This is a genomic window from Pseudarthrobacter sp. NBSH8 (genome assembly GCF_014217545.1).
Lineage (GTDB): Bacteria > Actinomycetota > Actinomycetes > Actinomycetales > Micrococcaceae > Arthrobacter.
In genome coordinates, this window is the sequence record NZ_CP043178.1 from 3,950,096 (window position 1) to 3,976,328 (window position 26,233).

Genomic DNA, 26,233 nt, shown 5'->3' on the forward strand with positions numbered 1-26,233 from the left:
ACGGCGGCGCCGGGTCCTTTGAGGGCCCGGTGCCTTCCTTTGGTTAAGCCTGCCGAAACCTGTTGCCGTGGCCGCGCCCGGTTCGTTCCCGCCCGGTTGCCGGCCCGGCTATAGGCGGTGCATGTGCGACACGCCGTGTCAGGCCAGCCGCAGGCACCAGCAACTGGGCAGGAACGCACCACGGCGGCACGGCCGGCCGACGCCGGAATTCGCCGCCGGATGCGAAAATGGAGTCATGAAGCTGCTCCTCATCCGCCACGGACAGACCCCCGGAAATGTTCTCGGCCAGCTGGACACCGCCCACCCCGGGCCCGGGCTGACCGAACTGGGCGAACGCCAGGCAGAGGCCATGGCACGGTCCCTGGCCAACGAGCAGATAGGCGCCCTGTACACGTCAACGCTTCTGCGGACCCAGATCACGGCCGGCCCGCTGTCCCGGCTCCACGGTCTTGAGCTTGAAATCCTGGATGGTCTGCACGAAATCGAGGCAGGGGCCCTGGAGAAACTGACCGACCACGAGTCGCATATGCGATACATGGGCACGGTGTTTGCTTGGGCAGCCGGTGACCTGGACCGCAGGATGCCTGCCGGCCCTAACGGCCACGACTTTGTCGAACGGTTCGACGCCGCCATCAACCGGATTGCCGAGCGCGCGGCCAGCAATGGGGGCACCGCCGTCGCGGCCGTCGTGAGTCATGGCGCCGCCATCCGCACCTGGACAGGTCTCCGCGCCGCCGGCGCCGACCATGAGTTCGCGGCCCGGCATGTCCTGTCCAACACCGGCATCGTGGCCCTGGAAGGGGACCCCGGCGCCGGCTGGAAGCTGATCCATTGGGACGGGAGCCCGGTGGGCGGCCTCGCCCTTACGGATCCGACCGCCGAGGACCCCACCGGCGACGCCGTATAGCCGCTGGAAAACACTGGACACACTACGAGCACGTCGCGGCGGAGGACCTTCAGGACTACAGCCCGGAGACCCTGAACCGGCGGGCCCGATCCTACGCGGAACTGGCGGCCATTCGCGCTCCCGAAACCCTGGTCCGCCGGCAGCCCGAAGTTCTCCGGACGCTTACGCCAAGGAAACACCACGGTAACCACGGGCTCTTAGGATTATCAGGCATCACCCTTCGGCGAAACGAGGCAGTCATGCAGACCAATCCGCGGCTCAACATCCGTTCGGTCACCTGGTCCAACCCCGTGGGCGCCGATCTGCGCAGGGCCCAGCAGGCGGAACTGGACGCCCGCTTCGGTACCCCTGACCACGAACCGGGGACCCCGCCGTCGGGCGCCGACTGCGCCGTGTTCCTGGTGGCGTACGACAAAGGCTCGGGACAGCCCGTGGGCTGCGGCGGACTCAGGCTCCTGGACAGCGCCACTGCCGAAATCAAGCGGCTTTATGTGCTCCCGTATACGCGGGGATCGGGCGTGGCCAGCTCCATCCTGGCGGCCCTCGAAGCAGAGGCGCACAAGCAGGGCATCACGCGCATCAAGGCCGAAGCGGGCTCGGCGCAGCCGGACGGCCGGAACTTCTACGAGAACTCCGGCTTCGACTCCGTCCCCAACTTTGGCGCTTACGTGGGAGTGGAGCACTCGTACTGCTACGCCAAGTCGATTGACTCGCACAGCGCCGCCCACACTGCCATGGCATGAGCCAAATCCGGGCGGCGGCCCGTTACACAACAACAGCTACGACGTAACGTGCGCCGCGGCACGCTAACCTCGCCATATGGAATCCACTGACATCACCTTCCGCACCCGCAAATGGATCCGGCCGGAGGACCTGAACGCCAACGGAACCCTCTTCGGCGGAAGCCTGCTGAAATGGATCGATGAGGAAGCCGCGATCTACGCCATCCTCCAGCTTGGCAACGGCCGCGCTGTCACGAAGTACATCTCGGAGATCAACTTCGTGAGCTCCGCCGTGCAGGGCGACCTGGTGGAGATGGGCCTGACGGCAACGCGCTTCGGCCGGACATCCTTGACCATGCGCGCCGAAGTCCGCAACATGATCACGCGCCAGAGCATCCTCACCATCGAAGAGATCGTCTTTGTGAACCTCAGCCCGGCTGGCAAGCCGGAGCCACACGGCTACACCGAAATCACCTATGAGCGGGACCGGATTCCCACTCATCACCTGACCGAAACGCTCATTCAGGACTGACGCAGGCGGACGCCTTACGCCGCCCGGCCCCGCGTCACGTCACCGCCATGGGTCCCTGGGTCGTACGGCATAGGATCGATAGCCGGACCCCTTGAAAGGACTCTCTTGGCCAAGCTCTACTTCCGCTACGGCGCCATGAATTCCGGCAAGTCCACCGGACTCCTGCAGGCCGCTTTCAACTACGAGGAGCGCGGACAGCGCGTCCTGCTGGCCAAGCCTGGCGTGGATACCAAAGGCGATACGGACATTGTGTCCCGGCTGGGCATGACACGGTCCGTGGACTTCCTGCTGTCCGCCACCACCCCCGTGCGCGAACTCTTCGCCGCCCATGCGGCCGGCGATGACCCGGATGCGCTGCTGGAGCACATGGACCAGAAGCCGGTGGCCTGTTTTCTGGTGGACGAGGCCCAGTTCCTGACGCCGGCCCAGGTGGATGACCTGTTCCGCATCGCCGTCCTGGACAACGTCCCGGTACTGGCTTATGGCATCAGGACCGACTTCCTGACCCATGCCTTCCCGGGATCACGCCGGCTTCTGGAGGTGGCCCACACGCTGGAAGAGCTCAAGACCATTTGCCGGTGCGGGCGCAAGGCCATCTTCAACACCCGGCGGGTTGGCAACAAGGTGGTGTTCGACGGCGATCAGGTGGCCATCGACGGCCAGGACGTCTGGTACGAATCCCTGTGCGGGTCCTGCTACCTCGAGGAATCTGGCGGCCGGCTGGGTTCCTGAGGCCTGGCGCCGCGCCCGGCAGCCCCGCCCGGCAACCCTCCCGGCTCCGGATTACATCCGTCTCAGCTCACACCCGGCGAACCCGGCACCCCCGGCACCTGCCGCACCCGCCGCCAGAGGACAGGTGCCAGCACCACGGCGATCCCGACGACGGCACCGATCACCGTCTCGACGATCCTGTCCCGGAGCAGGCTGGTGGGCGACGCCGGCGCCACCAGAAGCGTGGAGATCAGGGCCAGCGGCGTCACGAAGACCTGCGCCAGCAAGTACTGGCGGGCAATGAACAACTCAGCACCGAACTGACACAGAGCCATAACCAGCACGGTCTCCCCCGGTTCCAGGTTCAGCAACAGGATCCCGGCCAGCACCACGAGCCCAAGGACAGTACCGATGATCCTCTGCACGCCGCGGCGGACCCGATGCACAGTGGTGTGCCCCACCAGCGGCACCACCGCCGCCACCATGGCCCAGTAGTTGTGGCCAAAACCCAGGGGTTGGCCCACCAGAGTCGCCAACGAACCGGCCAGTCCGGCTGCCACGAAATAGCCGAAGCCCTCCAGCCAGGCTGCCCGCCGCTCATCCGGAGTACGGCTGAGCGGGCGCGGCCAGGCCCAGGGTGTACGGTGACTCGGCAGCACGCGCGAAGAGAAGCCGATCAGAAGGCAGAACGCGGTGGTGAGGACGACCACCAGCATCCCTTCCCAGAGCGGCGGCTGGTTGGGGATCGAGGCAATGGCCGCGAAAGCGAAGATGTGGAACAGGGACCCGGCAGGCCGCAGCCGAAGCCAGGAGATGGCCACGGAACAGCCGCCGGCCACTACGGTGGTGGCCAGGACCAGGAGCCAGGTGGTGCTGGCCCCGTCCAGGCCCCACGCCCCGCCCGCGCGTGCCGCGAGAGAGGCCAGGAGAATGACCAACAGCATCAGCAGGCCGGCGCGGAGCTGAAGGAAGAACCGCGAACCGTGCGGCTCGCCGCGGCCGTAGATCCCCGTGAATGCACCAAACGAGGCGAAGATCGCAAGGTCCAGCCGGCCAGTCAGTACCAGGGTGAGGAGCGGAATAAACACTCCCACAGCACAGCGGAGGGCCGGGTGGTGGTCCTTGTTTGCGGGAGCGATGCTGAACATCTCAGCGAGGATCTTCACGTGCTGACGGCGCCTTCCTGCAGTCCAACCGGTACATCACTGGCGGGCGGCCGCGCTGACGTCCACATCGATCCTACGCCGCAGCCTGTTCCCACGATCGGAACTGCAGGGCAACGCCGCCGAAACACCAACCTGTGATCCTTGAAGCATGAAGCCCACCGCAAGGAAGCCTGCCCCTAGGAAGCCTGCCGCGGCTGATTTGAGCTGTGAAGTCTGCGGCCTGATGCCGGAACCGACCAAGACCCGCCTGACCTTGGCCAACGTGGCCGTTATGCTCCCGATCGAACTGCTGGTCCATGCCCTCGTGGTGGAAACCCACCTGCCGTATTTTGCCAAGGTCCTGGTCCTCACGTTCACCGCCACCGTGCTGGTGATCTGGGTGGCGGAGCCCTCAGCCGCCCGGCTCCTCCGCGGCTGGCTGCACGCGCCGGCCCTCCGGCACCACAGGAAGCTGGGCAGCGCTCCGGCGTTGTGGCGGGCGCGAACGGTGCTCCAGGACCACCCGGGTTCGCTGCAGAAAATCACCCGGGCGCTGGCCCGACTGGACACCAACATCCTCAGCATCCATGTCCACCCGGTTGCCGGCGGCGTGCTGGACGAGTTTGTGCTCTCGGCACCGGGGAACCTCAGTGAACGGCACCTGCTGGAGGCACTGCACGACGGCGGCGGCTCGCGGTCGCGGGTCTGGCCCACCACCGCCTTGGCCATGGCGGACGGTCAGACTAAAGCGCTGAGCCTGGCGGCCCGGATCGCCGATGCCCCTGACGAGCTGCCGCTGGCAGTCGCCGAGCTGCTTCGTGCCCGCATCCTCACGCCTGCGGAGGCGGTCCTGGAAAAGCACGACACCGGCACCCGCCTGAAGATCCCCACCGCCTGGCACGGACCCATCACGTTCGCCCGTCCCGGCGAACCGTTCACACCCGCCGAGTCAGCCCGCGCTCACCGGCTCGCCGAGCTCGCCGAAATCTTGGCCCATCGGCCTGCCGCCAGCTGCCAGCACTAGTGCCCGGCACTGGGCCGCCGTCGACCTGACCCGGCAAGCGGAAGGCCCGAACCACACTTCTCCATGCCGCGGCGCAGGCAGTCACAATCCGTTTTTAAGGCCCGCACCGGCGCAATTGGAGAAAAGCCTTGACAGTGGCGCGGCTCACTTCTACCTTTAATTTTGGGATCCCAAAACGGGATCCCAAAATAGGCAAGTCATTTCCGGCGCTTCCCAACGCGCAATCCGGAGCCACCTTCTTCTATCGCCCGCCCACCCGCGGGCCATACGTTCCAAATCCCGGATCTTCCGTTCCCCATCCGTAACTTCCCCGTGAAGGAGAAGCTGTGTCTATTCCGAACACCAAAACAGCAAGCGCTGACGGCACCTTGAACCCCGCGACCAGCGGCCAACAGCAGAAGGACGGCGTGCAACGTCGCACCAACGTCCGCTGGAAAATGTTCCTGCTCCTGCTGGTCCTCGTGGCCGTCAATTACATCGACCGGGGGTCCATCTCGGTGGCCCTCCCGATCATCCAGAAGGAATTCAATCTCGCCCCGGAGCTCGTGGGGCTCCTGCTCTCCGCCTTCTTCTGGACCTACGCGCTGATGCAGGTCCCGGTAGGCCTGCTGATCGACAAGTTCGGTCCCCGCAAGGTCATGACGGCATCCTGCGTCGGATGGGGGGCGGCCACGGCCGCCTCCGGCTTCGCCGGCGGCTTCCTCAGCATGTTCATTGCCCGGATGGGTATCGGCGTTACGGAAGCCGGCGTTATGCCGGCCGGCGGCAAGCTGAACGCCATCTGGATGCACAAATCCGAACGTGGCCGCGGTGCCACCATCCTCGACGCCGGGGCCCCCCTCGGTGCTGGCCTGGGCGGCATCCTCATTGCCGGCCTGATCGCCTCCACCGGCAGTTGGCGCCTCGCGTTCATCATCGCCGGCGCCGCCACCGTCCTGATGGGCCTTGCCGTGTGGTGGTACGTCCGGGACAACCCGAGGCAGCACCCCGGGGTCAACGAAGCCGAGGCGGAATACCTTGAGGCCTCCCACGCCGCGGAGGATTCAGAAGCTGAGCTGGGCGGCAGCAAAGGAAAGCGCGCGCTTCTGCCCTACCTGCGATTCCGGTCTTTCTGGGCAATGTGCTTCGGCTGGCTGGGTTTCAACGGCGTTTTCTATGGCCTGCTGACGTGGGGTCCGCTGTACTTGGCCCAGGCCAAGGGTTTTGACCTCAAGACCATCGGCTGGTCCACCTTCGTGATCTTCGGGGCCGGATTCGTCGGGGAAATCCTGGGCGGCACCATCGCCGACAAATGGCGCAACTCCGGAGCTTCGGCCAACCTCGTTATGCGGACCCTCCTCGGTATCTCCAGCATCGTGGTAATCGGCGGCCTCATCGGAGTTACCATCGTTGCTGATTCGACGACCGCTGTTGTCCTCCTGTCCGTGGTCATGTTCTTCCTCCGCTGGGTGGGCCTGTTCTGGAGCATCCCCTCCATCCTGGGCGGCCGGACGAACGCCGGTGTCCTGGGCGGCGCCATGAACTTCAGCGGCAACATCGCCGGTTTCGTCACTCCGATAGCCGTGGGCCTGATCGTCGGGGCGACCGGCTCCTACACGTGGGCTCTGCTGTACTTCGTGGGATCCGCAATCATCATGGGCGCCTCTGTCCTGACGTTGAACTACACCAAGCGGCTTCCCGTCTAGGCCACCTGTTAGGACAACCGTCCACGCCGGCCCGCCCTAAGCTAGGCCACAGCACCATCTCCCGGCCGCCGGGAGCGCAACGTCACCAAAGAATCCGAATGGAGCACCATGCTTACCGCCGAAGAGACCCAGGACAAGGAACGCCCCCTCCGCGAGACTGTCCGGGACACCCTCCGCACCAGGATCTTTGAAGGGCATTACGCTCCCGGCACACGGTTGGTGGAGCGCGACCTGGCAGCCGAATTCAATGTCTCCCGGCTGCCGGTCCGCGAGGCGCTCCGGATGCTGCGCCAGGAGGGCCTCCTCAGCGACCGGGGAGCCCGCGGAGCCGAGGTCAGCTCACTCAGCCCCAAGGACGTGGAGGATCTCTTCGACGTCCGGCAGTCACTCGAGGTGCTGGCCTGCCGGCTGGCCGCCGTCCGCGCAACAACGGAAGACCTGGGCTACCTTGACGGCCTGCTGGAGGAGGCCGAACGCTGCCTCGCCAAGGGCGCCGTCATGGAAGCCCACCGGGCCAACAGCGAATTCCACGACGCCATCACCCGGATCGCGGACAACGGCTTCCTCAAATCCGCACTGGAACCACTGCAGGGCCGCATGCACTGGCTGTTCCGGCACGTCAGCGACCTGCCCGAACTGATCCAGGAACACCGGGAATTGTACGGCGCCATCGCCAGCGGCGATCCGGACCGTGCCGCGGCCCAGTCTGCGTCGCACATCGGCAAGTACCGCGAGCAGTTCCCCGACGACTTCCAGAAAACAGAACCCGCTCTTCACCGGAAGAAAAAATGAAACTCCTTGTCATCAACCCCAACATCAGCCACGACGTTACGGCCCTGATTGAATCCGAAGCCCTCCGCTCGGCCGCGCCGGACACCGAACTCGTGGTCCGCACGGCAGGGCACGGCGTCGAATACATCGAAACCCGCTTTGAGTCCCTGATCGCCGCCGGCGCGGTGGCAGAGGTCATCGCCGAATACACCGCAGAAGCTGCCAGCAGCACCATCTCTGACGGCGCCTCACACGGGCACCGCATCGACGGTGTTGTCGTGGCGGCCTTCGGCGATCCGGGCATGCCTGCCCTGAAGGAACTCACAGACGTGCCCGTCATCGGCATCACGGAAGCCGCCCTGTGCGCCGCCGCCCTGCAGGGCCACCGTTTCTCCATCATCGCCATCTCGGACCGGATCAAACCCTGGTACCTGGACTGCGTGGAACGCTTCGGCCTCGGCGGCCGGCTGGCCTCCGTCCGCTCCATCAACGAAAGCCTCAACGGCATCGGGTCCGTGCAGCACGACTTCAAGGAAACGCTGCTGGCGCTCAGCCGGCAGGCCGTCACCGAGGACGGCGCCGACGTCGTGATCCTCGCAGGGGCACCCCTTGCCGGGCTGGCCCGCGAACTTCGGGGCCAGATCCCGGTTCCGGTGGTGGACGGCATCTCAGCCGGCATCCGCATGGCGGAGGCCGTCGTCGGGCTTCAGTCCGGCCCGCACCGGGCCGGGGCCTTCGCGCCGCCGCCGCTCAAGGCCCGCAACGGCCTGTCCGAAAACCTCGACGCCGCCATGGCCGCCGCCCAGTCCGCACACGCCGCTTCACAGATTTAGGAGGACAACGATGTCCCGCCAGCCCGACCTTGTCATCGCCAACGCCACAGTCGTTAACAGCTTCGGCCGCCAGAATGCCCACATCGTGATCCAGGACGGCCTGATCACCCAACTCGTGGAAGCCTCGGAAGCCATACCCGCAGCCGAACGCACCATCGACGCCGCCGGCCGGCTGGTGATTCCCGGCGGCGTGGACGGCCACTGCCATGTGGCCCAGGTGACCGGACGCTTCCGCACCCTCGACGACTACCGCACCACTTCGACCGCGGCGCTGTGGGGCGGCACCACCACGATCATCGACTTTGGCATCCCCCGGGACGCCCAGGAAACCCCGCTGGCCGCCGTCCTGCACAAGAAGGAACTCGCCGTTGAGTCCCGCTGCGACATTGCCCTGCACGGCGCGGTGGTGAGCTGGGACGAAACAGTGCCGTGGCAGCTGGAGCAGCTCGCCGCCGAGGGCGTCCGGTCCGTCAAGATGTACACCACCAACCGCGGCAGCACCATGGCGGACGGGGACACCATCCTGAAGGTCATGCGCGAGATGGTCCGGCTCGACGGCCTCACCTACATCCACGCCGAACACGACCCCATCATCAGCGACTGCACGCAGCAGCACGCCGACGACGGCAGGATCGGTATCGAACACCTGCACCGCACGCGCCCGGAACTCGCCGAGGAAATCTCGGTCAGGGAAACCCTGGCCATGGCCGAGTACACCCAGGCCCCCGTGTACTTCGTGCACCAGTCCACGCCGGGCGCCGTGGATCTGGTCACCGAGGCACGTGCCCGCGGCCAGAAAGCCTATTCCGAGACGTGCCCGCACTACCTAGCCCTCGATGACACGGTGTACGGGTCAGCTTTCCCGGAGTGGTACGCCTGCTGCCCGCCGATGCGCAGCCCCGAAACCGTGGCCGCGCTCAAGGAACGGCTGGCCGGCGGCGCCATCCACACCGTCTCCTCGGACCACTCCTGCTACGACCTGTCCCAGAAGCGCGAGCGCACGGACGACGTCCGCGCCATGCCGCACGGCCTGCCCGGCGTGGAAACCCGGATGCCCGTCACCTTCACGGCCATGGTTTCCGCCGACAGCTCGGTGGAAGAGTTCGTGGAGGTCTTCGCCGCAGGCCCGGCCCGCATCAACGCGGTCCCCGGCAAGGGGACCATCGCCGCAGGCTTCGACGCCGACGTGGTGATCTTCGACCCCTCCGAGGAACGGACGGTCGACGGCGGAGCGCTGCACATGGGCACCGATTTCTCGCCGTTCGACGGCCTGACGCTCACGGGCTGGCCCGCCGTCGTGGTGTCCGCCGGGCGGGTGGTGCTCGACGGCGCCGGCTTCCACGATCCCGGCGCCGTGGGGCGTTTCGTGGCCCGCAATGGCTTCCGCGAACACCTTGCGTCCGCCGTGGATTCCGCCCGGGCCACCACCCCCGCAACCCTCGCCGCAGCAAAGTAGGAGCAGCCATGCCATCCGCAGCACGCAAGACCCGCATCGGCATGATCGTGCCGTCCTCAAACACCTGCCTGGAGCCGCAGAGCTACCGCATCCTGGGCGACCGGGACGACGTCACCATCCACTTCACCCGGATCCCCGTCACCAGGATCGCCCTGGATGACTCCTCGGACAGGCAGTTCGACCCCGCCGTTATGCGCACCGCCGCCGAGCTGCTGGCAACGGCAGGCGTTGACGTCATCGCCTGGAACGGCACGTCCGGCTCCTGGCTCGGCGCGGACCACGACCGGGAGCTGGCCGGCGAAATCGCGGACGCGACGGGCATCCCGGCCACCACGTCCACGCTGGCCTATCTGGCGGCCTTCGAGTCCTTCGGCACGGAGCAGATAGGGCTTTTCACGCCGTACACGGAAGACGTCAACCGCGCTGTCATGGACTCTTACCAGCGGGACGGCATCAAAACCATCGGCCACCGGGCCCTGGGGCTCAGCGACAACGAGTCGTTCGCCCGGGTCACGGACGACGAGATGCGGCCGGGGTCGCTGGAGCTGGCCGCAGCCCGTCCGGATGCCCTGGTCTACCTCTGCACCAACCTGTACGGCGCCAACCTCGCGGCTGAAGTGGAGGCCGAAACCGGCGTTCCGGTGCTGGACTCCGTGGCCGTGACGCTGTGGCACTGCCTCAAACTTGCCGGGTCCCCCTTGCTCGCACCGAGGTGGGGCAGGCTGTTGGCCGGCTAACGGCCAGGCAGCAGGTCAGCGGCCTGCAGTTCCAGCAGCCCAGGCAAGAACCGACGGCGGCCCGCCCACTGGGAGCGGGCCGCCGTCGAAGCCTTCACGTCTGTGCCCAGGCTGCCGGAGTTCCGGCGGCCGGGGCTACATCCGGATGGTCAGCGCGCCGGGCTCAATGCTCATCAGGACGTGCTTGCCGTCGCCTTCGTGGTCGCCGTCGAGCTGGTAGTCATCGTTGTGTTCGAGGGTAATCTCCACGGATTTGCCCTGGTAGTACTCCACGGACGTGTCCTTGCCCTTCCCCTTGCCGATCACGCCGGCCACCACGGAGAACCACCCGAGCTTCCCCCTCGGGGCCAGCACCGCCACGTCCAGCAGCCCGTCATCCATCTTGGCGTCCGGGAAGATCTCCAGCCCACCCTGGACCTTGCCGCAGTTCCCCACCATCACGCTGCGGACCCCGCGGTGCACCACCGTTTTGCCGTCGAGGACGATGGTTGCCTTCACCGGCTTGCCCGGCAGGTTCCGGATGCCGGCGTCCACGTAGGCCAGCCAGCCCACCTTGTCCTTGAGGTCCTCGTTGGTGTCGGCCATGATGGTCGCGTCATAGCCCACGCCCGCCATCACCAGGAAGACCTGTTCCTTGTCCGGGTCATGGCGGACGGCCCGGACGATGTCGATCTTCCGCTCGGTGCCCGCCAGCGCCCCGGCCATGGCACCGTCAAAGTCCGTGACGTCCATGCCGAGGTTGCGGGCCAGCAGGTTTCCCGTGCCGAACGGAAGCAACCCCATGGGCACGTCGCCGCCGGACAGGACCTCGGCCACACACCGCACGGTGCCGTCGCCGCCGGCGGCAATAACGACGTCGGCCCCTTGCGTGAGCGCCTCCTTCGCCTGGCCGACGCCGGGGTCCTCCTTGGTGGTCTCCAGCCAGATGGGCTCGCCCCAGCCGTTCTCCGAGCAGTGCTTCGCCGCCAGGGCACGCACGTCGATGTCCACCGGCTTGGCAGGGTTGATGATGATGGCCGGGCGCTTGAGGGGAGTGGAGCTGTTGGCTGTCATGGTGTCCTTCGCTGACATGGGAAAGTGGGTCTGGGGACAGCGTACTTCGTTACAGCGCCTTCACCGCGCCCAGCACCTTGGCGAGTGAATCCTTGGCGTCGCCGAAGAGCAGCGAGGTCTGCGGCTCGTACAGGAGCTCGTTCTCGATTCCGGCGAATCCGGGCCGCATGGAGCGTTTCAGGAAGATCACCTGGCGGGCGTCGGCCACTTCCAGGATGGGCATGCCGTAGATCGGCGAGCCGGAGGACGTCTTCGCCGCGGGGTTCACCACGTCGTTGGCGCCCACCACCAAAGCGACGTCGGCCATGCGGAATTCGGAATTGATCTCGCCCATCTCTTTGAGTGATTCGTACGGCACGTTGGCCTCGGCCAGGAGCACGTTCATGTGCCCCGGCATCCGGCCGGCCACGGGGTGTATGGCGAAGTCCACCTCGATGCCGCGGGCTTCGAGGGCCAGGGCCAGCTCTGCCGCGGTGTGCTGGCCCTGGGCCACGGCCAGGCCGTAGCCGGGGACGATGATCACCCGCTGCGCGTAGCCCAGAAGCACCGCGACGTCCTCCGGGCTGGAGGACCTGACGGGACGTTCGCTCACGGCGGTGGATCCCGCCGTCGAACCTCCCTTGAATGCACCGAACAGGATGCCGGCCACGCTGCGGCCCATCGCGGCCGCCATGGCCCGGGTGAGGATGGTACCGGAGGCGCCCACCAGCGTGCCGGCCACCACCAGCAGCACGTTGCCCAGCACCACGCCCGACGCCGCCACGGCCAGGCCGGTGAACGCGTTCAGGAGCGAGATGACGATGGGCACGTCCGCGCCGCCCACCGGCAGCACCAGCAGCGCGCCGGCCGCCAGGCCCAGCACCATCAGCAGCACCGCAAGCGCCAGGGAACCGGTCAGGACGACGGCGACGGCGGTGCCCACCGCGGCGAGGAGCACCGCGGCCATCACCACGGGGAGGCCCGGAAAAACGACGGGGCGGGTGGTCATCAGCTCCTGGAGTTTGGCGAAAGTGACCCCGGAACCTGCGAAGGAAACGGCCCCCACCAGGAGGGTGAACACGATTGCAACGCGGACCCAGGGGTCGGCCGAATGGCTGAGTTCCAGCAGTGCCACCAGGGCTGCGGCGCCGCCCCCCACCCCGTTAAACAGCGCGACGAGCTGGGGCATCTGGGTCATCTGCACCCGCCGGGCCACCGGCGCCGCCACCGCGGTCCCCACCGCAATGGCACCGATGATCCAGGGGATGTTGTCCAGCCGGGCGGAAAGGAAGACCGTAACGACGGCGAGCAGCGCACCGAATGCGCCGATGAGGTTGCCGCGGCGGGCGGTCCGGGGCGAGCTGAGCCCGCGAAGCGCCAAGATAAAGAACACCGCGGCGGCGAGGTAGAGAAGCGAGGTCCAGACCGGATCGAGGAGAGTCACTTCGCGTCCTCCTTGCCGGTGGAGTCCTTGAGCGGGGCGCCTTGGACCGGGGCGCCCTGGCGGACGACGTCCTTCCGGGCACGGAACATGTGCAGCATCCGGTCCGTCACCACAAAGCCGCCCACCAGGTTGGCCGTGGCCAGCACCACGGCGAGCAGCGCCACGGCCAGGATCCACGGGTCCGCGGCCTGCCCGGCCACAATGATTGCGCCCACCAGGATGATGCCGTGGATGGCGTTGGCGCCGGACATCAGCGGGGTGTGCAGGGTACTCGAGACCTTGGAAACCACCTCGAAGCCCACAAACACCGCCAGCACGGTGACCGTCAGCAGGCTCATGCCGTCCATCAGATTCCCCCCTCAGTCTGGACCCTGTCGTTCTGGACCCGGTGCGCATGGTCGGGCAGGGCAGGCACAAGTGCCGCCAGAGCCTCGGCCGTGGGCTGGTGCCGCACCGCGCCGTCGTGCGTCAGGCACGCTCCGGCTACCACCTCGTCCTCGAAATCGGGGGCAACGGTGCCTTCCCGGATCATCAGGGCGAGCAGGTTGGCCACATTCTTGGCGTACAGCCGCGATGCGTCCTGCGCCATCGCGGACGGCGCATCCTTCAGCCCCACCAGCGTGACGTGGCCCTGACCGTCAGCGGTGGGGATCAGGATGTCCTCGCCGGGAACGGCTCCCTCCACGTTGCCGCCGGACTCAGCGGCGAGGTCGACGACGACGGAACCGGGGCGCATGCCCTGCACCATTTGCCGGCTGACCAGCAGCGGTGCGCGCCTGCCGGGAACCGCCGCGGTCGTAATCAGGACATCGGCCATGGCCACGTGCGGGGCGAGGAGTTCACGCTGCAGGGCGCCGCGGTCGGCGCTGAGCTCGCGGGCGTAGCCGCCCGATGCCTCCGCCGTTTCCAGATCAAGTTTGATGAACGTGCCGCCCATCGATGCGACCTCGTCGGCGGAGGCGGGCCGGATGTCGTTGGCAGAGACCCTGGCCCCCAACCGCTTCGCGGTGCCGATGGCCTGCAGCCCGGCAACCCCGGCGCCGAGCACCAGCACCCGGGCCGGCGGGACGGTGCCGGCAGCGGTCATGTACAGCGGGAAGAAGCGCGGGAGCCGGATGGCGGCTTCCAGCACGCAGCGGTAGCCAGCCACCAGGGCCTGGGAGCTGAGCGCATCCATGGACTGGGCCCTGGAGATGCGGGGCACCAGTTCCAGGGCGAAGGCGGTCACGCCGGCCTCCACGAACGCCTGCACGGTGGCGAGCTCGGACGACGGCGACGCCAGGCCAACGGTGACGGTGCCCCTTTTCAGGGCTGCCGCCGTCGGGGGTTCCAGCGGGCGGACGTGGACCAGGACGTCCAGGTCACCGGAGTCCAGGTCCTGGACGATGCGGGCTCCCGCGTCGGTGTAATCGTGGTCCGAATGGCCGGCGGCGGCCCCGGCTCCCGCCTCGATCAGGACGTCCAGGCCCAGCCCCGCCAACTGCCTGACCGTTTCCGGCGTGGCGGCCACACGCCGTTCACCCTCATGACGTTCCCGCGGTATGCCCAGTCTCAAACCGCCAACTCCCTTACGGACGTAGTTGGCTCGAGTCTATGGCGCCTTGCACGAACTGGCAGCTAATTCGCTCAGATTCGCGTTTTGGGGGCATTTGCTGCCTGTTCGCGCAGACCCGCAAGAGCCAGCCGGCCGCCAGCTTACTGGCGCGCGCTGAGGTCCGCCGAGACCAGCTTCGCGGTCGCCACGATTTCGCGGGCCACGGCAGCGAGGTATGCTTCCGGGTCCGGTTGGGCCGCCACCGATTGGGCCTGGAGGGATACGTTCACCGCGGCCACCACCTTTGTTGGCCCGTCGTACACGGGAGCGGCAACGGACATCAGCCCGAGCTCAAGCTCCTGGTCAAGCAGGCACCAGCCCTGGGCGCGGACCGTATCCAGCACTGCCAGCAGCTCCGGGACAGTGCCCAGCCCGCGCGGCGTCAGCGGTTTGATGTCCGCCGCCGCCAGGTAGTCCCTGAGCCCGGCGGGCGGCAGGGCCGCGAGCAGCACCCTGCCCATGGACGTGGCATAGGCCGGGAAGCGGGTGCCCACCGTGATGCCCACGTTCATGATGCGGCGAGTGGTCACCCGGGCGATGTAGGCAATGTCCGTGCCGTCCAGCACCGCCGCCGATGTGGACTCGCCCAGCTTGAGGGACAGCTCCTCCAGGTGCGGCTGGGCAAGCTGCGGGAGGGACAGTCCGCTGAGGTAGGCGTAGCCGAGCTGCAGGACCTTGGCCGTGAGCGCAAACGTCTTACCGTCGGTCCGTACGTAGTCCAGCTCAACGAGGGTGTGGAGAAAGCGCCGGGCCGTGGCTCGGGTCAGGTCCGTCCGGGCCGCCACCTCGGTGAGGGTCATGACCGGGTGGTCGGTATCAAAGGCGCGAATCACGGCCAGCCCGCGCGCCAGCGACTGCACGTACTGGTCACTCGCCTGCGGGGCGGCCCGTGAGTCTGCGGGTGCGTTGGTCATGGTTACCAATCCTATTCGGCCCGGGATGGAGCTAGGGCGCGACGGCGGCGGCCGGCTTGAGCGGGACGGGCACCAGTTCCTGGAGTTCCTCGAAGGTGCAGCCGAACGTCTCGCGGACAATGACGCCGCCGGGCCCTGTCAGGAAGACGGCCTTGTCCGTATACACGCGGGTCACGCAGCCCACGCCCGTGAGCGGGTAGGTGCACGCTTCCACGATCTTGGAGGCGCCCTCGCGGGTCAGGAGCGTCATCATCACAAACACGTCCTTGGCGCCGGTGGCGAGGTCCATCGCGCCGCCCACGGCGGGGATGGCGTCGGGGGCGCCGGTGTGCCAGTTGGCGAGGTCGCCGGTGGCCGAGACCTGGAACGCTCCGAGCACGCAGATGTCCAGGTGGCCGCCGCGCATAATCGCGAACGAGTCCGCGTGGTGGAAGTAGGACGCCCCGGGCAGTTCGGTGACGGGGATCTTGCCGGCGTTGATGAGGTCGCCGTCGATGTCGTCGCCCTCAGCCGCGGGGCCCATACCCAGCATGCCGTTCTCCGTGTGGAGCGTGATGTTCTGCTCCGGCTTGAGGTAGTTGGAGACCAGCGTGGGCTGGCCGATGCCGAGGTTCACGAACGAGCCCGGCGCGATGTCGCGGGCCACGAGTTCGGCGAGCTGATCGCGGCCCAAGGGCTTGTGGGACGTCTGAATGCTGGCCTGGCTGTTGGTCTGTGCGCTCATGTTCAGGCCACCTTCACGATGCTGTTGACGTAGATGCCGGGAGTCACGATGTTTTCGGGATCGAGCCCGCCGGTGGGGACAATCTCGGACACCTGGACCACCGTGTGCTTCGCTGCGGCAGCCATGATGGGGCCGAAGTTCCTGGCGGTCTTGCGGTACACAAGGTTCCCCACGCCGTCGGCCTTCAGGGCCTTGATCAGCGCGACGTCGGCGTGGATGGGTGTCTCGAAGACCTGGCCGCGGCCGTCGATGATGCGGGTTTCCTTGCCCTTCGCCAGCATGGTGCCGTAGCCGGTGGGCGTGAAGAACCCGCCGATGCCGGCACCGGCAGCGCGGATACGCTCGGCCAGGTTGCCCTGCGGCACCAGCTCCAGCTCGATCTCACCGGCGTGGAACTTGGCGTCAAAGTGCCACGAATCGGACTGCCGCGGGAACGAGCAGATCATCTTCCGCACCCGGCCCTCCTTGATCAGCAGCGCCAGGCCCTGGTCTCCCTGGCCGGCGTTGTTGTTCACCACGGTCAGGTCCTTGGCGCCGCAGCCCATCAGCGCATCGATCAGTTCGAACGGCTGGCCGGCGTTGCCAAACCCACCGATCATCACGGTGGAGCCGTCCTTGATCCCGGACACGGCCTCGTCTACGGAGTCAACAAATGTCAGCATGTCCTAGGCCTTTCCTGTGCCGGTGACTGTACCGGCCGTGACGTTTTCGAGGACAACAGCGAGGCCCTGGCCCACGCCGATGCAGATCGCGGCGACGCCCCAGCGCTCACCGGAGGCCTGCAAGGACCGTGCGAGAGTGCCCAGGATCCGGGTGCCCGATGCGCCCAGCGGGTGGCCCATGGCGAGCGCGCCACCGTGGCGGTTCACGATGGTGGGGTCGATGCCCCAGGCGTTGATGCACGCGAGGGACTGTGCTGCGAACGCTTCGTTAAGTTCGACGGCGCCCACCTCGTCCCAGCCGATGCCCGCCTTCGCGAGGGCTTTGTTCGCGGCCTCCACCGGGGCGTAGCCGAAGAACTGGGGGTCGTTGCCGTGTGCGCCGCGGCCGGCGATGCGGGCCAGCGGTTCGAGCCCGAGCAGCCCGGCGGCGGCTTCGGAGCCGATCCAGGCCGCGGAGGCGCCGTCGGACAGCGGGGACGCGTTCCCGGCGGTAACGGTGCCGTTCTCGGTGCGGAAAACGGTTTTGAGCCCGGCGAGTTTCTCGGCTGAGGACCCGGCGCGGATGCCTTCATCGCGGACCAGGTCGGTGCCCGGGACCGGGACCACCAGGTTGTCGTAGAAGCCCTCGTCCCAGGCGGCGGCGGAGAGGTTGTGTGAGTTCGCGGCGAACTCGTCCTGGGCCTCCCGGGTCACACCGTACTTCTCGCGCAGCCGCTCGGTGGCCTCGCCCAGGGAGATGGTCCACTCCTTCGGCATGGCCTTGTTCACCAGGCGCCAGCCCAGCGTGGTGGAGGCCAGGGTCATGTCCCCGGCCGGGTAAGGCTTCTCCGTCTTGGGCAGGACCCAGGGGGCCCGGGACATCGATTCGGCGCCGCCCACCAGCATCAGCTCGGCGTCGCCGGCGTTGATCTGGCGCGAGGCAATGATCGCCGCGTCCAGCGAGGAGCCGCAGAGCCGGTTGACCGTGGTGCCGGGGATGGACACCGGGAGGCCGGCCAGCAGGGTGCCCATCCTGGCGATGTTGCGGTTTTCCTCGCCCGCGCCGTTGGCGTTGCCGAACACGACCTCATCGATCCGCTCGGGATCGAGCCCGGGCGCGCGCTTCACCGATTCGGTGATCACGTGCGCCGCCAGGTCATCCGGGCGGACCCCCGCGAGGCCCGAGCCGAACTTACCGAACGGCGTGCGAACTGCGTCGTACACAAAAGCCTGGTTCATAACTTCTCCTCTAAATTCTGTGCTGGGTTCCCAACCAGGTCGCCGTCCAGTTCTTGGAACACCTGCTGGGCGGTCTTGAAGGCTGTGTTGGCAGAGGGAACTCCGCAGTAGATCGCGGTCTGCAGCAGGATTTCCTTGATTTCGTCCTTGCTCAGGCCGTTGGTGATGGCCGCGCGGATGTGCATGGCCAGCTCTTCCCAGTGCCCGTGCGCCACCATGGCGGTGATGGTCACGGCCGAGCGCATCTGCCGCGAAATGCCCGGCCGGGTCCAGATGCCACCCCACGCGATCCGCGTGATCATGTCCTGGAAATCCTCGGTGAACCCGTCCTTGTTGGCGTTGGCCCGGTCCACGTGCGCGGCCCCCAGCACCTCGCGGCGGACCACCATGCCGCCGTCATAGATCTCCTGGCTGGTGGCGTCCGGCTGGACGACGCCGTTCCGTTCTGTGCCCGGAAGTTCGGTCCCGCTCATTTGGCTGCTCCCTGGGATTCGGTCCAGGAGATGAGGTTCCGGAGCAGGCCGGCCACGTGCCCGGGCGCCTCGAACGGGGCCAGATGGGCCACTCCGCCCAGCGTCACGGCGTTGGCGGTGCCCCCGCCAGCGGTGATGCCCGCCGCCACTTCTTCCGCGAACGACGGCGGCGCAACAGTATCCTCAGCACCGGCCAGCGCCTGCGTGGGGACGCTGATGCTGCCGAGGTCCCCGCGGACGTCAAAGGCTGCCAGGGCCTCGCAGCAGAAGGCATAGCTGAAGCGGTCGGCATCGCGCAGGGCGTGCAGGAGGCGGCTGCTGCGCGCGGGTTCGCGGTCCATAAAGCCCGGCGCGAACCAGCGCTGCGCGGAGCCCTGGATCATGATGGGGGTGCCCTGGCTGCGGACGGTTTCGGCCCGTTCCAGCCAACCTTCCGGCGTGCCGAGCTTGGCGCCGCTGCACTGGACCGAGAGGCTCTTGAGGCGTTGGCCATGTTTGATCCCCAGCTGCAGGCCGGTGGCGCCGCCGAGGGATACCCCGGCGTAGTGAAAGCCGGCGCCGGGCGCGATGGAGTCCACGAGGTCCACCACCGCATCCGCGAGATCGGCAACGTCAAAGCTTTCGGTGGCTGCCGGCGAGACACCGTGGCCAGGCAGGTCCCAGGCCACCACGTCGTAGTCGGTACCGAGCAGTGTTGCCGCCTCGGTCCACAGTAGGGTGGACGTGCCCAGGGACGGTCCGGCTACGAGTAGGGGCCTGTCCCCCAGCGGGCGCTGGGGCGAAAGCAGCACTGCCTTCAGGGTCGGTTTAGCCACGGTTGGCTCCGTTCGCGTCGTTGTGTGCTGAATTGGTGTCTGCAGAAGAACCTGGTGCGAAAAGCTCAAAGTCCGGAAACGCGGCCAGGATGCGGCGCGCGATTTCGGCTGCCTGGCCCAGGTAGCTGGCGGGGTCCAGGAGTTCCGCCAGCTGCCCATCGGAAAGCGTCTCTGCCGGGACGGCCTCTCGGAGCAGCCGGCGGTAGGTGTCCGCCTGTCCGGCCGCGGGTGCCTGGAGCGTACGGTCCACCACGGCCTGGAGCTGCTGCTTGCCGTTGCGGCCATCCTGTTCGGCGAGCAGCGGCGCGACGGCCGCGCCCACCCCTTCGGCCAGGAGCAGCGGTCCGGCAAGGTCCAGGTTGCGGCGCATGGCGTCCGGGAAAACCTGTAGGCCTTCGGCAAGCTCCCGGAGGTGCCCGGCCGCCCCAAGTGCCAGCCGGAGAAGCTGGCGCAGGGCCGGCCATTCCGTGTGCCAGGCGGCGTCGGGGCGTTCGTCGTTGAAGTTGGCGGCGGCCAGGTGCAGCTGGGCCACCAGCTGGGGCGCCTGGAGCGCGGCGCTGCGGATAAGTACCGACAGCACCGGGTTCTGCTTCTGCGGCATGGCCGAGGAGACGCCGCGGCCGGCGCCCCGCGGTTCGGCGAGTTCCGCCACCTCGGGACGGCTGAGGAACAGGACGTCTGCGGCGATCTTGCCGCACGCGTCCAGCACCGAGGCCAGGGCATGTCCGACCGACGTGATCGCCAGGCGGTTGGTGTGCCACGGTGCAGGCGCCGCGGCCAGGCCAAGTTGCCGGCCCAGTGCGCCGGCCAGGTCAAACGGGTTGGTGGCCGAGCCGGCGGTCAGCACGGTCCCGGCGGCGAGGGTGCCGGCGGCGCCGCCGAACTGTACCGGGAAGTGCACGTTGCCCAGCTGCTGGCCTGCGGTGGCCAGCCCATGGAACCACTGCGCCGACCGCAGCCCGAACGTATACGGCAGCGCGTGCTGGGTCAGGCTCCTGGCGACGCAGAGCGTGTCCGCATGCTTCTCTGCCAAGGCAGCGAGCGCCGCCGTCGTGCCTTTCAGATCCGCCAGCAGCGCCTCGACGGTGTTGCGCGCGAGCAGCATCAGCGCCGTGTCCAGCACGTCCTGGCTGGTCAGCGAGGTGTGGACCGCCTTCACGGCCCCGATGCGGGCGCCGTCAAGCGCCGTGACCTGCTTGCGTAGGTCGACCAGGAGCGGGATCACGGGGTTGCCACCACCCCGGGCGCGGAGCGCGATGTCTGCTGCGTCGTAGCGTCCAGCCTCGGCAGCGGAGGCCACGACGGCGGCGGAACCGGCAGGCGCCAGGCCCGCCTTCTCCAGCACAGCGGCCCAGCCGGATTCGACGGCGAGGATCGCCGCCAGCACGGCGAAGTCACCGGTCAACGCCGTCACCAGGGGCGACGCCGAGACAGGACTCAGCAGGCCGACGTCGCCGTCCGCGGCGGTTCCGAAGTGGACGGCGCCTCCCATGCTGGGGGTCTCAGTCACTGGAAGTCCAGGAAGACTGTTTCGCCCTCGCCCTGCAGGCGGATGTCCCAGGTGAGTCCGCCGTCGGCGTCGCGGCGGGCGATCAGGGTCTTCCGCCGTTCCGGGTCCAGGGAGCTGAGCAGCGGATCCTGGGCGAGGGCTTCCTCGTTCTCCGGCAGGTAGATCCGGGTGAACAGGCGGTTCGTCAGGCCGCGGGCAAAGATGGCCACGGAGATGAAGGGTGCGGCCGCTGGTTTTCCGGGGACCTGCACGGTGGGGCCGGGGTTGACCGTGGTGAACGTGAACACGCCGGAGTACCCTACGGAGCCGCGGCCCCAGCCCGTGAAGGTGTAGCCGTCGCGGACCAGCGAACCGGTCTTTTGCATAACCTTGCCGTCTGCGTCGGGCTGCCAGATCTCCAGGATGGCGTCCGGGACGGTCTCCCCGGCGCCGTCGTACACGGTGCCCTGGAGGCGGATGGAGCCCGGCGAGCCGGGGGCCACGAGTTCACTGTCTTTCTCGAACGGCAGCGCGTAGCCGTAGAACGGGCCGACGGTCTGCCCGGGTGTGGGAACAAGCTGCGTGGTCTGGTTGCTCATGTGCCTATTCCTCATCGCCTGCTGCGCCAAGCGCCTCGTTTTCGGTCCAGGTCCGCTTTGGCCCGGTCAGGACGATGTCCCAGTTGTAGCCCAGCGCCCACTCGGGCTCTGTCAGGTTGTGGTCGTACGTGGCCACCAGCCGGTCACGGGCGTCCTGGTCCACGATGGTCTGGTAGATGGGGTCCAGCGGGAAGAGCTGGTCGCCCGGGAAGTACATCTGCGTGATGATGCGCTGGGTGAACTCGGTGCCGAACATCGAGAAGTGGATATGGGCCGGGCGCCAGGCGTTGACGTGGTTCTTCCACGGGTAGGCGCCGGGTTTGATGGTGGTGAACCGGTAGGAGCCATCCGGGCCGGTGATGCAGCGTCCGATGCCGGTGAAGTTGGGGTCCAGCGGTGCCGGGTGCTGGTCACGCTTGTGGATGTAGCGGCCGGACGCGTTGGCCTGCCAGATTTCCACGAGCTGCCCGGCCACGGGGCGGCCGTCGCCGTCCAGGACTTTGCCGGCCACGATGATCCGCTCGCCCTGGGGTTCGCCGTGGTGCTGGATGGTCAGGTCCGATTCCAGCGCGTGCACGTCCTGATGGCCGAACGCCGGTGAGTAAAGCTCGATGGTCTCCGGATCCGCGTGGTGCAGGCTTTTGGTGGGGTGCCGCAGGATACTGCTGCGGTAGGGCGCGTAGTCCAGCCGGGGCTGGGTCTCGGCTGGGGCGCCGTCCTTGAGCGCCCGCGCGTAGGCATCGCCCAAGGCGTTAATCTCGGCACTGAGATCCTGCTGTGTCTCCACGGCGGACTCCTCTTCTCTCGTTGTTTGTAGCTGGTGTTGGTGTTGGTGTTGCCGGCGGGCGGTGCTGTCTTAGGGGTGCTGCAGGTGGTCGTATTGGACGGCGTGGCGCACGGGGGCGTTGGGGGCGCCGTAGCCGTCGTAGGCGCCGCGGCGTTCCACCATTTCGAAGAACACACTGCCCACGGTGGCGGTATAGAAGTGGAGGAATTCGCCGTCGGCGTCCCGGTCGTACAGCAGGTTCAGGTCCTGCAGTGTGGCCAGGAAGTCCGGTGCCAGGCCGAAACGTGCGTCCAGGTCCTCGTAGTAGTTGGCCGGGATCTGAAGGAATTCCAGGCCCCGGGCCTTGCAGTCCCTGGCGGTGGCCACCAGGTCATCCACGGCGAAGGCGATATGTTCCTGGTAGGTCTTGCGCTGCTGGTTCAGCGGCGCCAGGTTCAGCACCAGCCGCACGGCGCGGTCCCCGGTGGCCATGACCTGCGAGCGGACCAGGCCGGTGGGGCTGGGAACTTCCGCGAACGGCTGGGGCTCCAGCGCCAGGGCGCTCGTGTAGAAGAGGACGGCCTCGTCGAAGTGCTGCCACGGCTGTGCCAGGTTGACGTGGTCGATCACGGCGGTGGCTCCGGCGGACGGCTTTTCCAGCCCTTCCCCGAATTCACTGGTCCAGGCCGCGGTGCCGTCCGAGGTGCCCTGGCACAGGAAGATCTCGGTGGAGTCCGGGGCGGCAAAGCCCTGGAACACCTCCTCGTTGGCCTGGCTCTTGCGCGGGACCGCGGGGGCCTTCAGCTGTTGGGCGCGGGCGGCGGCAATCACCGGAGAGTCGACGTCGAACCCCAGTGCAGCGATAGCAGGAGCGATGGCTGGCGATGCATCCGCCGTTGAATCGTGCCCGTCTGCCGGTGCGGCCTCGTTGATGATCACCCGGGCGTGGCCCAGGCTCCAGAGCTGCACGGCCTTGGTGCGGTGCCGGCCGTTGAACTCGAAACCCAGCCGGCCCAGCACGGTTTCCAGGCCCTTGGTGTCCGCGGCCCTGACCTCGGCGAAGTTGTAACCTGCCGGTTCGGCCACCCGCGGGAGCGTGGCCAGTTCCATCGGATAACGACGGCGGCCGGGGACCGTAGGACCATCAGCAGCGGTGCCACCGGCACCACCGCCGGCGCCACCGTCAGCATCCAGCCACTTCGCGCTCTGTTCCTCCAGCCAGATGAGCGAGCGCATGGCGTCCACGGCGGTGCGCTCCACGTCCGATTGGCGGAAAACGTCGTTGAAGATCTCCAGCGACACCGGGCCGCTGTACCCCGCCCGGACCACGTGACCCATGAACTTGGCGAGCTCGAACTGTCCCTCGCCCGGGAAGACCCGGTAGTGCCGGCTCCAGGAGAGGACGTCCATGGAGAGCTTGGGGGCGTCCGCCACCTGGACGAAGAAGATCTTTCCCGGGTTGAAAGCCTCGATGGGGGCGGTGTCCCAGTTGCGGGACAGGATATGGAAGGAATCCAGGCAGGTGCCCAGGTTCGGGTGGTCCACCGCTTCCACCAGCTTGTGGGCGTGCTCGTAGTCCTTGACGTACTTGCCCCAGGCCAGGGCTTCGTAGGCAACCTTGACGCCGTGGTCCCCGGCCAGCGCAGCCAGTTCGCCGAGCTGTTCAACCCGGAGGTCGTCGCTGTCGATGCTGGCGGTGGCGACGTTGGAGCAGACCAGGATGGTGTCCATGCCCAGCCGCGCCATGAGTTCGAATTTGGCTTCGGCGCGCCGGAGGTTGGCGGCGAGGAGGTCCCCGGACACGCTGTCGAAGTCGCGGAACGGCTGGTAGAGATCCAGTGTGAGGCCAAGGTCGGCCGCCATCTTTCGGACGTTCTCAGGCGTGAGCGGCGACGTCACCAGGTCCTGTTCAAAGATTTCAATGCCGTCAAAGCCCGCGATGGCGCAGGCCTGCATCTTCTCCTTCAGGGTGCCGGAGAGGCAGACCGTGGCTATTCCGGTACGCATCAGGCGGCCACCTCTTCCTTGGCCACGAGCTCCAGGAAATGGCTGCGCATGCGGTCTGCGTCAGCTTCCAACCCGGTGAAAATTCGGAAGGAATCCGCAGCCTGCCCTACGGCCATGCGGCCACCGTCCAGGACCTCGCAGCCCTTGGCGCGGGCGCCGCGGACCAGCTCGGTGTCGATCGGTCGGTAGACGATGTCCGCCACCCAGTGCCGCATTTCCAACAGGTCCAGGTCAAGCGGGGCGCCCGGGTGGGCGGCCATGCCCACGGGCGTGCAGTGCACCAGGCCGTCGGCCAAAGGCATCAGCTGCGGCAGCTCCGCCGTCGTGCGCGCTGTGACCGTGCTGCCCGGGAAGAAGCCGGCCAGCTCCGCCGCGCGTGCCGAGCAGCGGGCGGGGTCCACGTCCACCAGGTCCAGCGCCTTTACGCCGGCGGTGAGCAGGGCGTAGGCGACGGCGGACCCGGCACCTCCCGCGCCCAGCTGGACAACGCGGCCCAGCCGCGCGCCCGGAAGGCCGGACGCAAGCGCGGCGGCGAAGCCGGAGAAGTCGGTGTTGTGGCCGATGAAGCGGCCGTCCTCGATGACCACGGTGTTGACGGCACCGAGCCTGAGGGCGTCCGGTGAGACCTCGTCCAGGTGCGCCAGCACAAGCTGCTTGCACGGATGGGTGATGTTCAGGCCGTTGAAGCCCAGGCTGCGGGCGCTCTTGAGCAGATCCCCCACGGCATCGCCGGAAAGTCCGAGCTCCAGCAGGTCGATGGGGCGGTAGAGGTAGCGCAGGCCCTGCACATCGCCCTCGCGTTCGTGCATGGGGGGAGTGAGTGACGGCATAACACCGTCGCCAACCAGTCCCACAAGGTAGGACTCAGTTCGATTGCTCATCCGGGCAGCTCCTTTGATACGGCACCCGGCGGGCGGCGGCGCTCGGGGCGTCCGCGGCGGATCGGGTGATTGGGATTACAGTACAACACTTGTTCACTTCTCGCACGCTCGTTCTACATACGAACATTTTCGAGTTGTTTATCGCTGCGGCAACCGCGCGGCCAACTCCGCCGCGGCGTCCTGCAGCAGGGGCACATGGGCCAGCAAGGATTCGATGCTGAGGCGGAAGACAGGAACGGCGGTGGCCAGGGAGGCGAAGGCGTGGCCCTGGGAGTTGAGCAGCGGCACTGCCACGGCCCGCATGCCGTTCTCGTTCTCCTCGTCCATCACGGCATATCCCTGCCGGCGAACCTTCTCGATTTCGGCACGGAAGGCTCCCCGGTCAGTGATGGTGTGCTCGGTGAGGGGTTCCAGATCAAGTTCCTCAAGCAGCGCCTCACGCTCCGCGTCCTCGGCAAAAGCCACCAGCGCTTTGCCCACGGCCGTCGCATGCAGGGCGCCAAGATGCCCGGGATCACTGGTGACGCGGAAGGTCTGCGGGCCGTCCACCTTGTTGACCGTCAGGTGGTGGTGGCCATCGCGGACGCTGAGGATGGTGGCCTCCCCGGTCTGCTCGGTCACGCGGCGAAGGACAGGCAGTGCCGTGCCGGCAAATCCGTGATGATTGGAGACCCGCTGCCCCAGCTGGAAGATGCGCAGGCCCAGGTGGTAGCGGCGGCCGTCCGGCTCGTAGTCCACAAATCCGTCCCGCGTCAGGGATCCCAGCAGGCGGTACGTGGTGCTGAAGGGAAGATCGGCGCGGCGTGAGATCTCCGCGGCGCTGGCACCGCGCGGCTCGTCACCCAAGAGGACCAGGAGGCCCAGGGCCTTGCCCACCATGTCAGTACGGTCGCCCTTGGGCGCCTTCGGCTCAGCGGAAACGTCATCGGGCACTGTGGTTTGATTCACACTCATACGTCGATGTTGCCATATCGTGGGAACTATTTCTAGATGGTGATTATTTTCTTGACAAGTGACTGCACTCACAGTCATCATTGCTGTATCGCACAAGTAGCTCCCACCATGTGGCTACTGGTTCGGGTCTTTCAACGG

At 67.4% G+C, this 26,233-nt stretch carries 27 protein-coding genes; 10 read left to right on the forward strand and 17 right to left on the reverse strand.

All coding sequences use genetic code 11. The features are described from left to right. Positions 1-235 precede the first annotated feature (235 nt). The 4 genes from FYJ92_RS18285 (at position 236) to FYJ92_RS18300 (ending at position 2,893) form a co-directional block, all read left to right on the forward strand. Positions 236-907 (forward strand): histidine phosphatase family protein, encoded by a 672-nt coding sequence (locus FYJ92_RS18285; RefSeq protein WP_185261966.1) that lies wholly within the window; start codon positions 236-238, stop codon positions 905-907. 239 nt (positions 908-1,146) lie between these two features. Next, positions 1,147-1,650, forward strand: a complete 504-nt coding sequence (locus FYJ92_RS18290; protein ID WP_185261967.1) for a GNAT family N-acetyltransferase — start codon at positions 1,147-1,149, stop codon at positions 1,648-1,650. A gap of 76 nt (positions 1,651-1,726) precedes the next feature. Then, positions 1,727-2,161: an acyl-CoA thioesterase gene (locus tag FYJ92_RS18295; protein ID WP_082575848.1), complete on the forward strand. Its 435-nt coding sequence runs from the start codon at positions 1,727-1,729 to the stop codon at positions 2,159-2,161. Positions 2,162-2,266: 105 nt separating this feature from the next. Then, positions 2,267-2,893 carry a thymidine kinase gene (locus tag FYJ92_RS18300; RefSeq protein ID WP_185261968.1) on the forward strand — a complete coding sequence of 209 codons (627 nt, stop codon included), beginning with the start codon at positions 2,267-2,269 and terminating at the stop codon, positions 2,891-2,893. Positions 2,894-2,955: 62 nt separating this feature from the next. On the opposite strand, the gene FYJ92_RS18305 is transcribed toward FYJ92_RS18300, so the two are convergent. Then, positions 2,956-4,038 (reverse strand): FUSC family protein, encoded by a 1,083-nt coding sequence (locus tag FYJ92_RS18305; RefSeq protein WP_185261969.1) that lies wholly within the window; start codon positions 4,036-4,038, stop codon positions 2,956-2,958. Positions 4,039-4,186: 148 nt separating this feature from the next. On the opposite strand from FYJ92_RS18305, the gene FYJ92_RS18310 reads away from it, so the two are divergent. From FYJ92_RS18310 to FYJ92_RS18335, 6 genes are all read left to right on the forward strand, one after another. Further along, a complete protein-coding gene (locus FYJ92_RS18310) occupies positions 4,187-5,041 on the forward strand; it encodes an ACT domain-containing protein (RefSeq protein ID WP_185261970.1) in 855 nt (284 codons plus the stop codon). A 326-nt stretch (positions 5,042-5,367) separates the two neighbouring features. Then, complete coding sequence (locus tag FYJ92_RS18315; protein ID WP_185261971.1) at positions 5,368-6,726, forward strand: MFS transporter; 1,359 nt, start codon at positions 5,368-5,370, stop codon at positions 6,724-6,726. A gap of 108 nt (positions 6,727-6,834) precedes the next feature. Continuing rightward, entirely contained in the window at positions 6,835-7,518 is a 684-nt protein-coding gene (locus FYJ92_RS18320) for a GntR family transcriptional regulator (RefSeq protein ID WP_185261972.1), read from the forward strand. Further along, complete coding sequence (locus tag FYJ92_RS18325) at positions 7,515-8,330, forward strand: aspartate/glutamate racemase family protein (RefSeq protein WP_185261973.1); 816 nt, start codon at positions 7,515-7,517, stop codon at positions 8,328-8,330. The genes FYJ92_RS18320 and FYJ92_RS18325 overlap by 4 nt, the downstream gene beginning before the upstream one ends. Positions 8,331-8,340: 10 nt before the next feature. Continuing rightward, the gene (locus tag FYJ92_RS18330; RefSeq protein WP_185261974.1) at positions 8,341-9,786 is read left to right on the forward strand and encodes an amidohydrolase family protein; all 1,446 of its coding nucleotides are present in this window, start codon (positions 8,341-8,343) and stop codon (positions 9,784-9,786) included. Positions 9,787-9,794: 8 nt separating this feature from the next. Further along, positions 9,795-10,523, forward strand: coding sequence for an aspartate/glutamate racemase family protein (locus FYJ92_RS18335; RefSeq protein WP_185261975.1), 729 nt, complete (start codon positions 9,795-9,797; stop codon positions 10,521-10,523). 135 nt (positions 10,524-10,658) lie between these two features. Here the strand turns inward: FYJ92_RS18335 and FYJ92_RS18340 are convergent, their stop codons facing one another. The 16 genes from FYJ92_RS18340 to FYJ92_RS18415 form a co-directional block, all read right to left on the reverse strand. Next, positions 10,659-11,576, reverse strand: coding sequence for a diacylglycerol kinase family protein (locus tag FYJ92_RS18340; protein WP_185261976.1), 918 nt, complete (start codon positions 11,574-11,576; stop codon positions 10,659-10,661). Between the two features lie 49 nt (positions 11,577-11,625). Further along, the gene (locus FYJ92_RS18345) at positions 11,626-12,999 is read right to left on the reverse strand and encodes an NAD(P)(+) transhydrogenase (Re/Si-specific) subunit beta (protein ID WP_185261977.1); all 1,374 of its coding nucleotides are present in this window, start codon (positions 12,997-12,999) and stop codon (positions 11,626-11,628) included. Further along, complete coding sequence (locus FYJ92_RS18350) at positions 12,996-13,346, reverse strand: NAD(P) transhydrogenase subunit alpha (RefSeq protein WP_255482203.1); 351 nt, start codon at positions 13,344-13,346, stop codon at positions 12,996-12,998. Before FYJ92_RS18350 ends, FYJ92_RS18345 begins: the two co-directional genes overlap by 4 nt. Further along, positions 13,346-14,554: a Re/Si-specific NAD(P)(+) transhydrogenase subunit alpha gene (locus FYJ92_RS18355; RefSeq protein WP_185261978.1), complete on the reverse strand. Its 1,209-nt coding sequence runs from the start codon at positions 14,552-14,554 to the stop codon at positions 13,346-13,348. The genes FYJ92_RS18350 and FYJ92_RS18355 overlap by 1 nt, the downstream gene beginning before the upstream one ends. Before the next feature lie 140 nt (positions 14,555-14,694). Next, positions 14,695-15,507 carry an IclR family transcriptional regulator C-terminal domain-containing protein gene (locus FYJ92_RS18360; protein ID WP_185261979.1) on the reverse strand — a complete coding sequence of 271 codons (813 nt, stop codon included), beginning with the start codon at positions 15,505-15,507 and terminating at the stop codon, positions 14,695-14,697. Between the two features lie 31 nt (positions 15,508-15,538). Further along, the gene (locus tag FYJ92_RS18365) at positions 15,539-16,231 is read right to left on the reverse strand and encodes a 3-oxoacid CoA-transferase subunit B (protein ID WP_185261980.1); all 693 of its coding nucleotides are present in this window, start codon (positions 16,229-16,231) and stop codon (positions 15,539-15,541) included. 2 nt (positions 16,232-16,233) lie between these two features. Next, on the reverse strand, positions 16,234-16,893 hold the full coding sequence (locus FYJ92_RS18370) for a 3-oxoacid CoA-transferase subunit A (RefSeq protein WP_185261981.1): 660 nt from the start codon (positions 16,891-16,893) through the stop codon (positions 16,234-16,236). Positions 16,894-16,896: 3 nt separating this feature from the next. Further along, a complete protein-coding gene (locus tag FYJ92_RS18375) occupies positions 16,897-18,111 on the reverse strand; it encodes a thiolase family protein (protein WP_185261982.1) in 1,215 nt (404 codons plus the stop codon). Continuing rightward, on the reverse strand, positions 18,108-18,584 hold the full coding sequence (gene pcaC / locus FYJ92_RS18380) for a 4-carboxymuconolactone decarboxylase (protein ID WP_185261983.1): 477 nt from the start codon (positions 18,582-18,584) through the stop codon (positions 18,108-18,110). The genes FYJ92_RS18375 and pcaC overlap by 4 nt, the downstream gene beginning before the upstream one ends. Further along, on the reverse strand, positions 18,581-19,399 hold the full coding sequence (locus FYJ92_RS18385; protein ID WP_185261984.1) for an alpha/beta fold hydrolase: 819 nt from the start codon (positions 19,397-19,399) through the stop codon (positions 18,581-18,583). The genes pcaC and FYJ92_RS18385 overlap by 4 nt, the downstream gene beginning before the upstream one ends. Then, positions 19,392-20,891, reverse strand: coding sequence for a lyase family protein (locus FYJ92_RS18390; RefSeq protein ID WP_185263874.1), 1,500 nt, complete (start codon positions 20,889-20,891; stop codon positions 19,392-19,394). Before FYJ92_RS18390 ends, FYJ92_RS18385 begins: the two co-directional genes overlap by 8 nt. 14 nt (positions 20,892-20,905) lie before the next feature. Further along, positions 20,906-21,487, reverse strand: a complete 582-nt coding sequence (gene pcaG / locus FYJ92_RS18395) for a protocatechuate 3,4-dioxygenase subunit alpha (protein ID WP_185261985.1) — start codon at positions 21,485-21,487, stop codon at positions 20,906-20,908. Positions 21,488-21,491: 4 nt separating this feature from the next. Then, positions 21,492-22,274 carry a protocatechuate 3,4-dioxygenase subunit beta gene (gene pcaH, locus FYJ92_RS18400; protein ID WP_185261986.1) on the reverse strand — a complete coding sequence of 261 codons (783 nt, stop codon included), beginning with the start codon at positions 22,272-22,274 and terminating at the stop codon, positions 21,492-21,494. 69 nt (positions 22,275-22,343) lie between these two features. Further along, the gene (locus tag FYJ92_RS18405; RefSeq protein WP_185261987.1) at positions 22,344-24,260 is read right to left on the reverse strand and encodes a bifunctional sugar phosphate isomerase/epimerase/4-hydroxyphenylpyruvate dioxygenase family protein; all 1,917 of its coding nucleotides are present in this window, start codon (positions 24,258-24,260) and stop codon (positions 22,344-22,346) included. Next, the gene (locus FYJ92_RS18410) at positions 24,260-25,141 is read right to left on the reverse strand and encodes a shikimate dehydrogenase (RefSeq protein WP_185261988.1); all 882 of its coding nucleotides are present in this window, start codon (positions 25,139-25,141) and stop codon (positions 24,260-24,262) included. Before FYJ92_RS18410 ends, FYJ92_RS18405 begins: the two co-directional genes overlap by 1 nt. A 138-nt stretch (positions 25,142-25,279) precedes the next feature. Then, positions 25,280-26,095, reverse strand: a complete 816-nt coding sequence (locus FYJ92_RS18415; protein WP_185261989.1) for an IclR family transcriptional regulator — start codon at positions 26,093-26,095, stop codon at positions 25,280-25,282. Positions 26,096-26,233 lie beyond the last annotated feature (138 nt).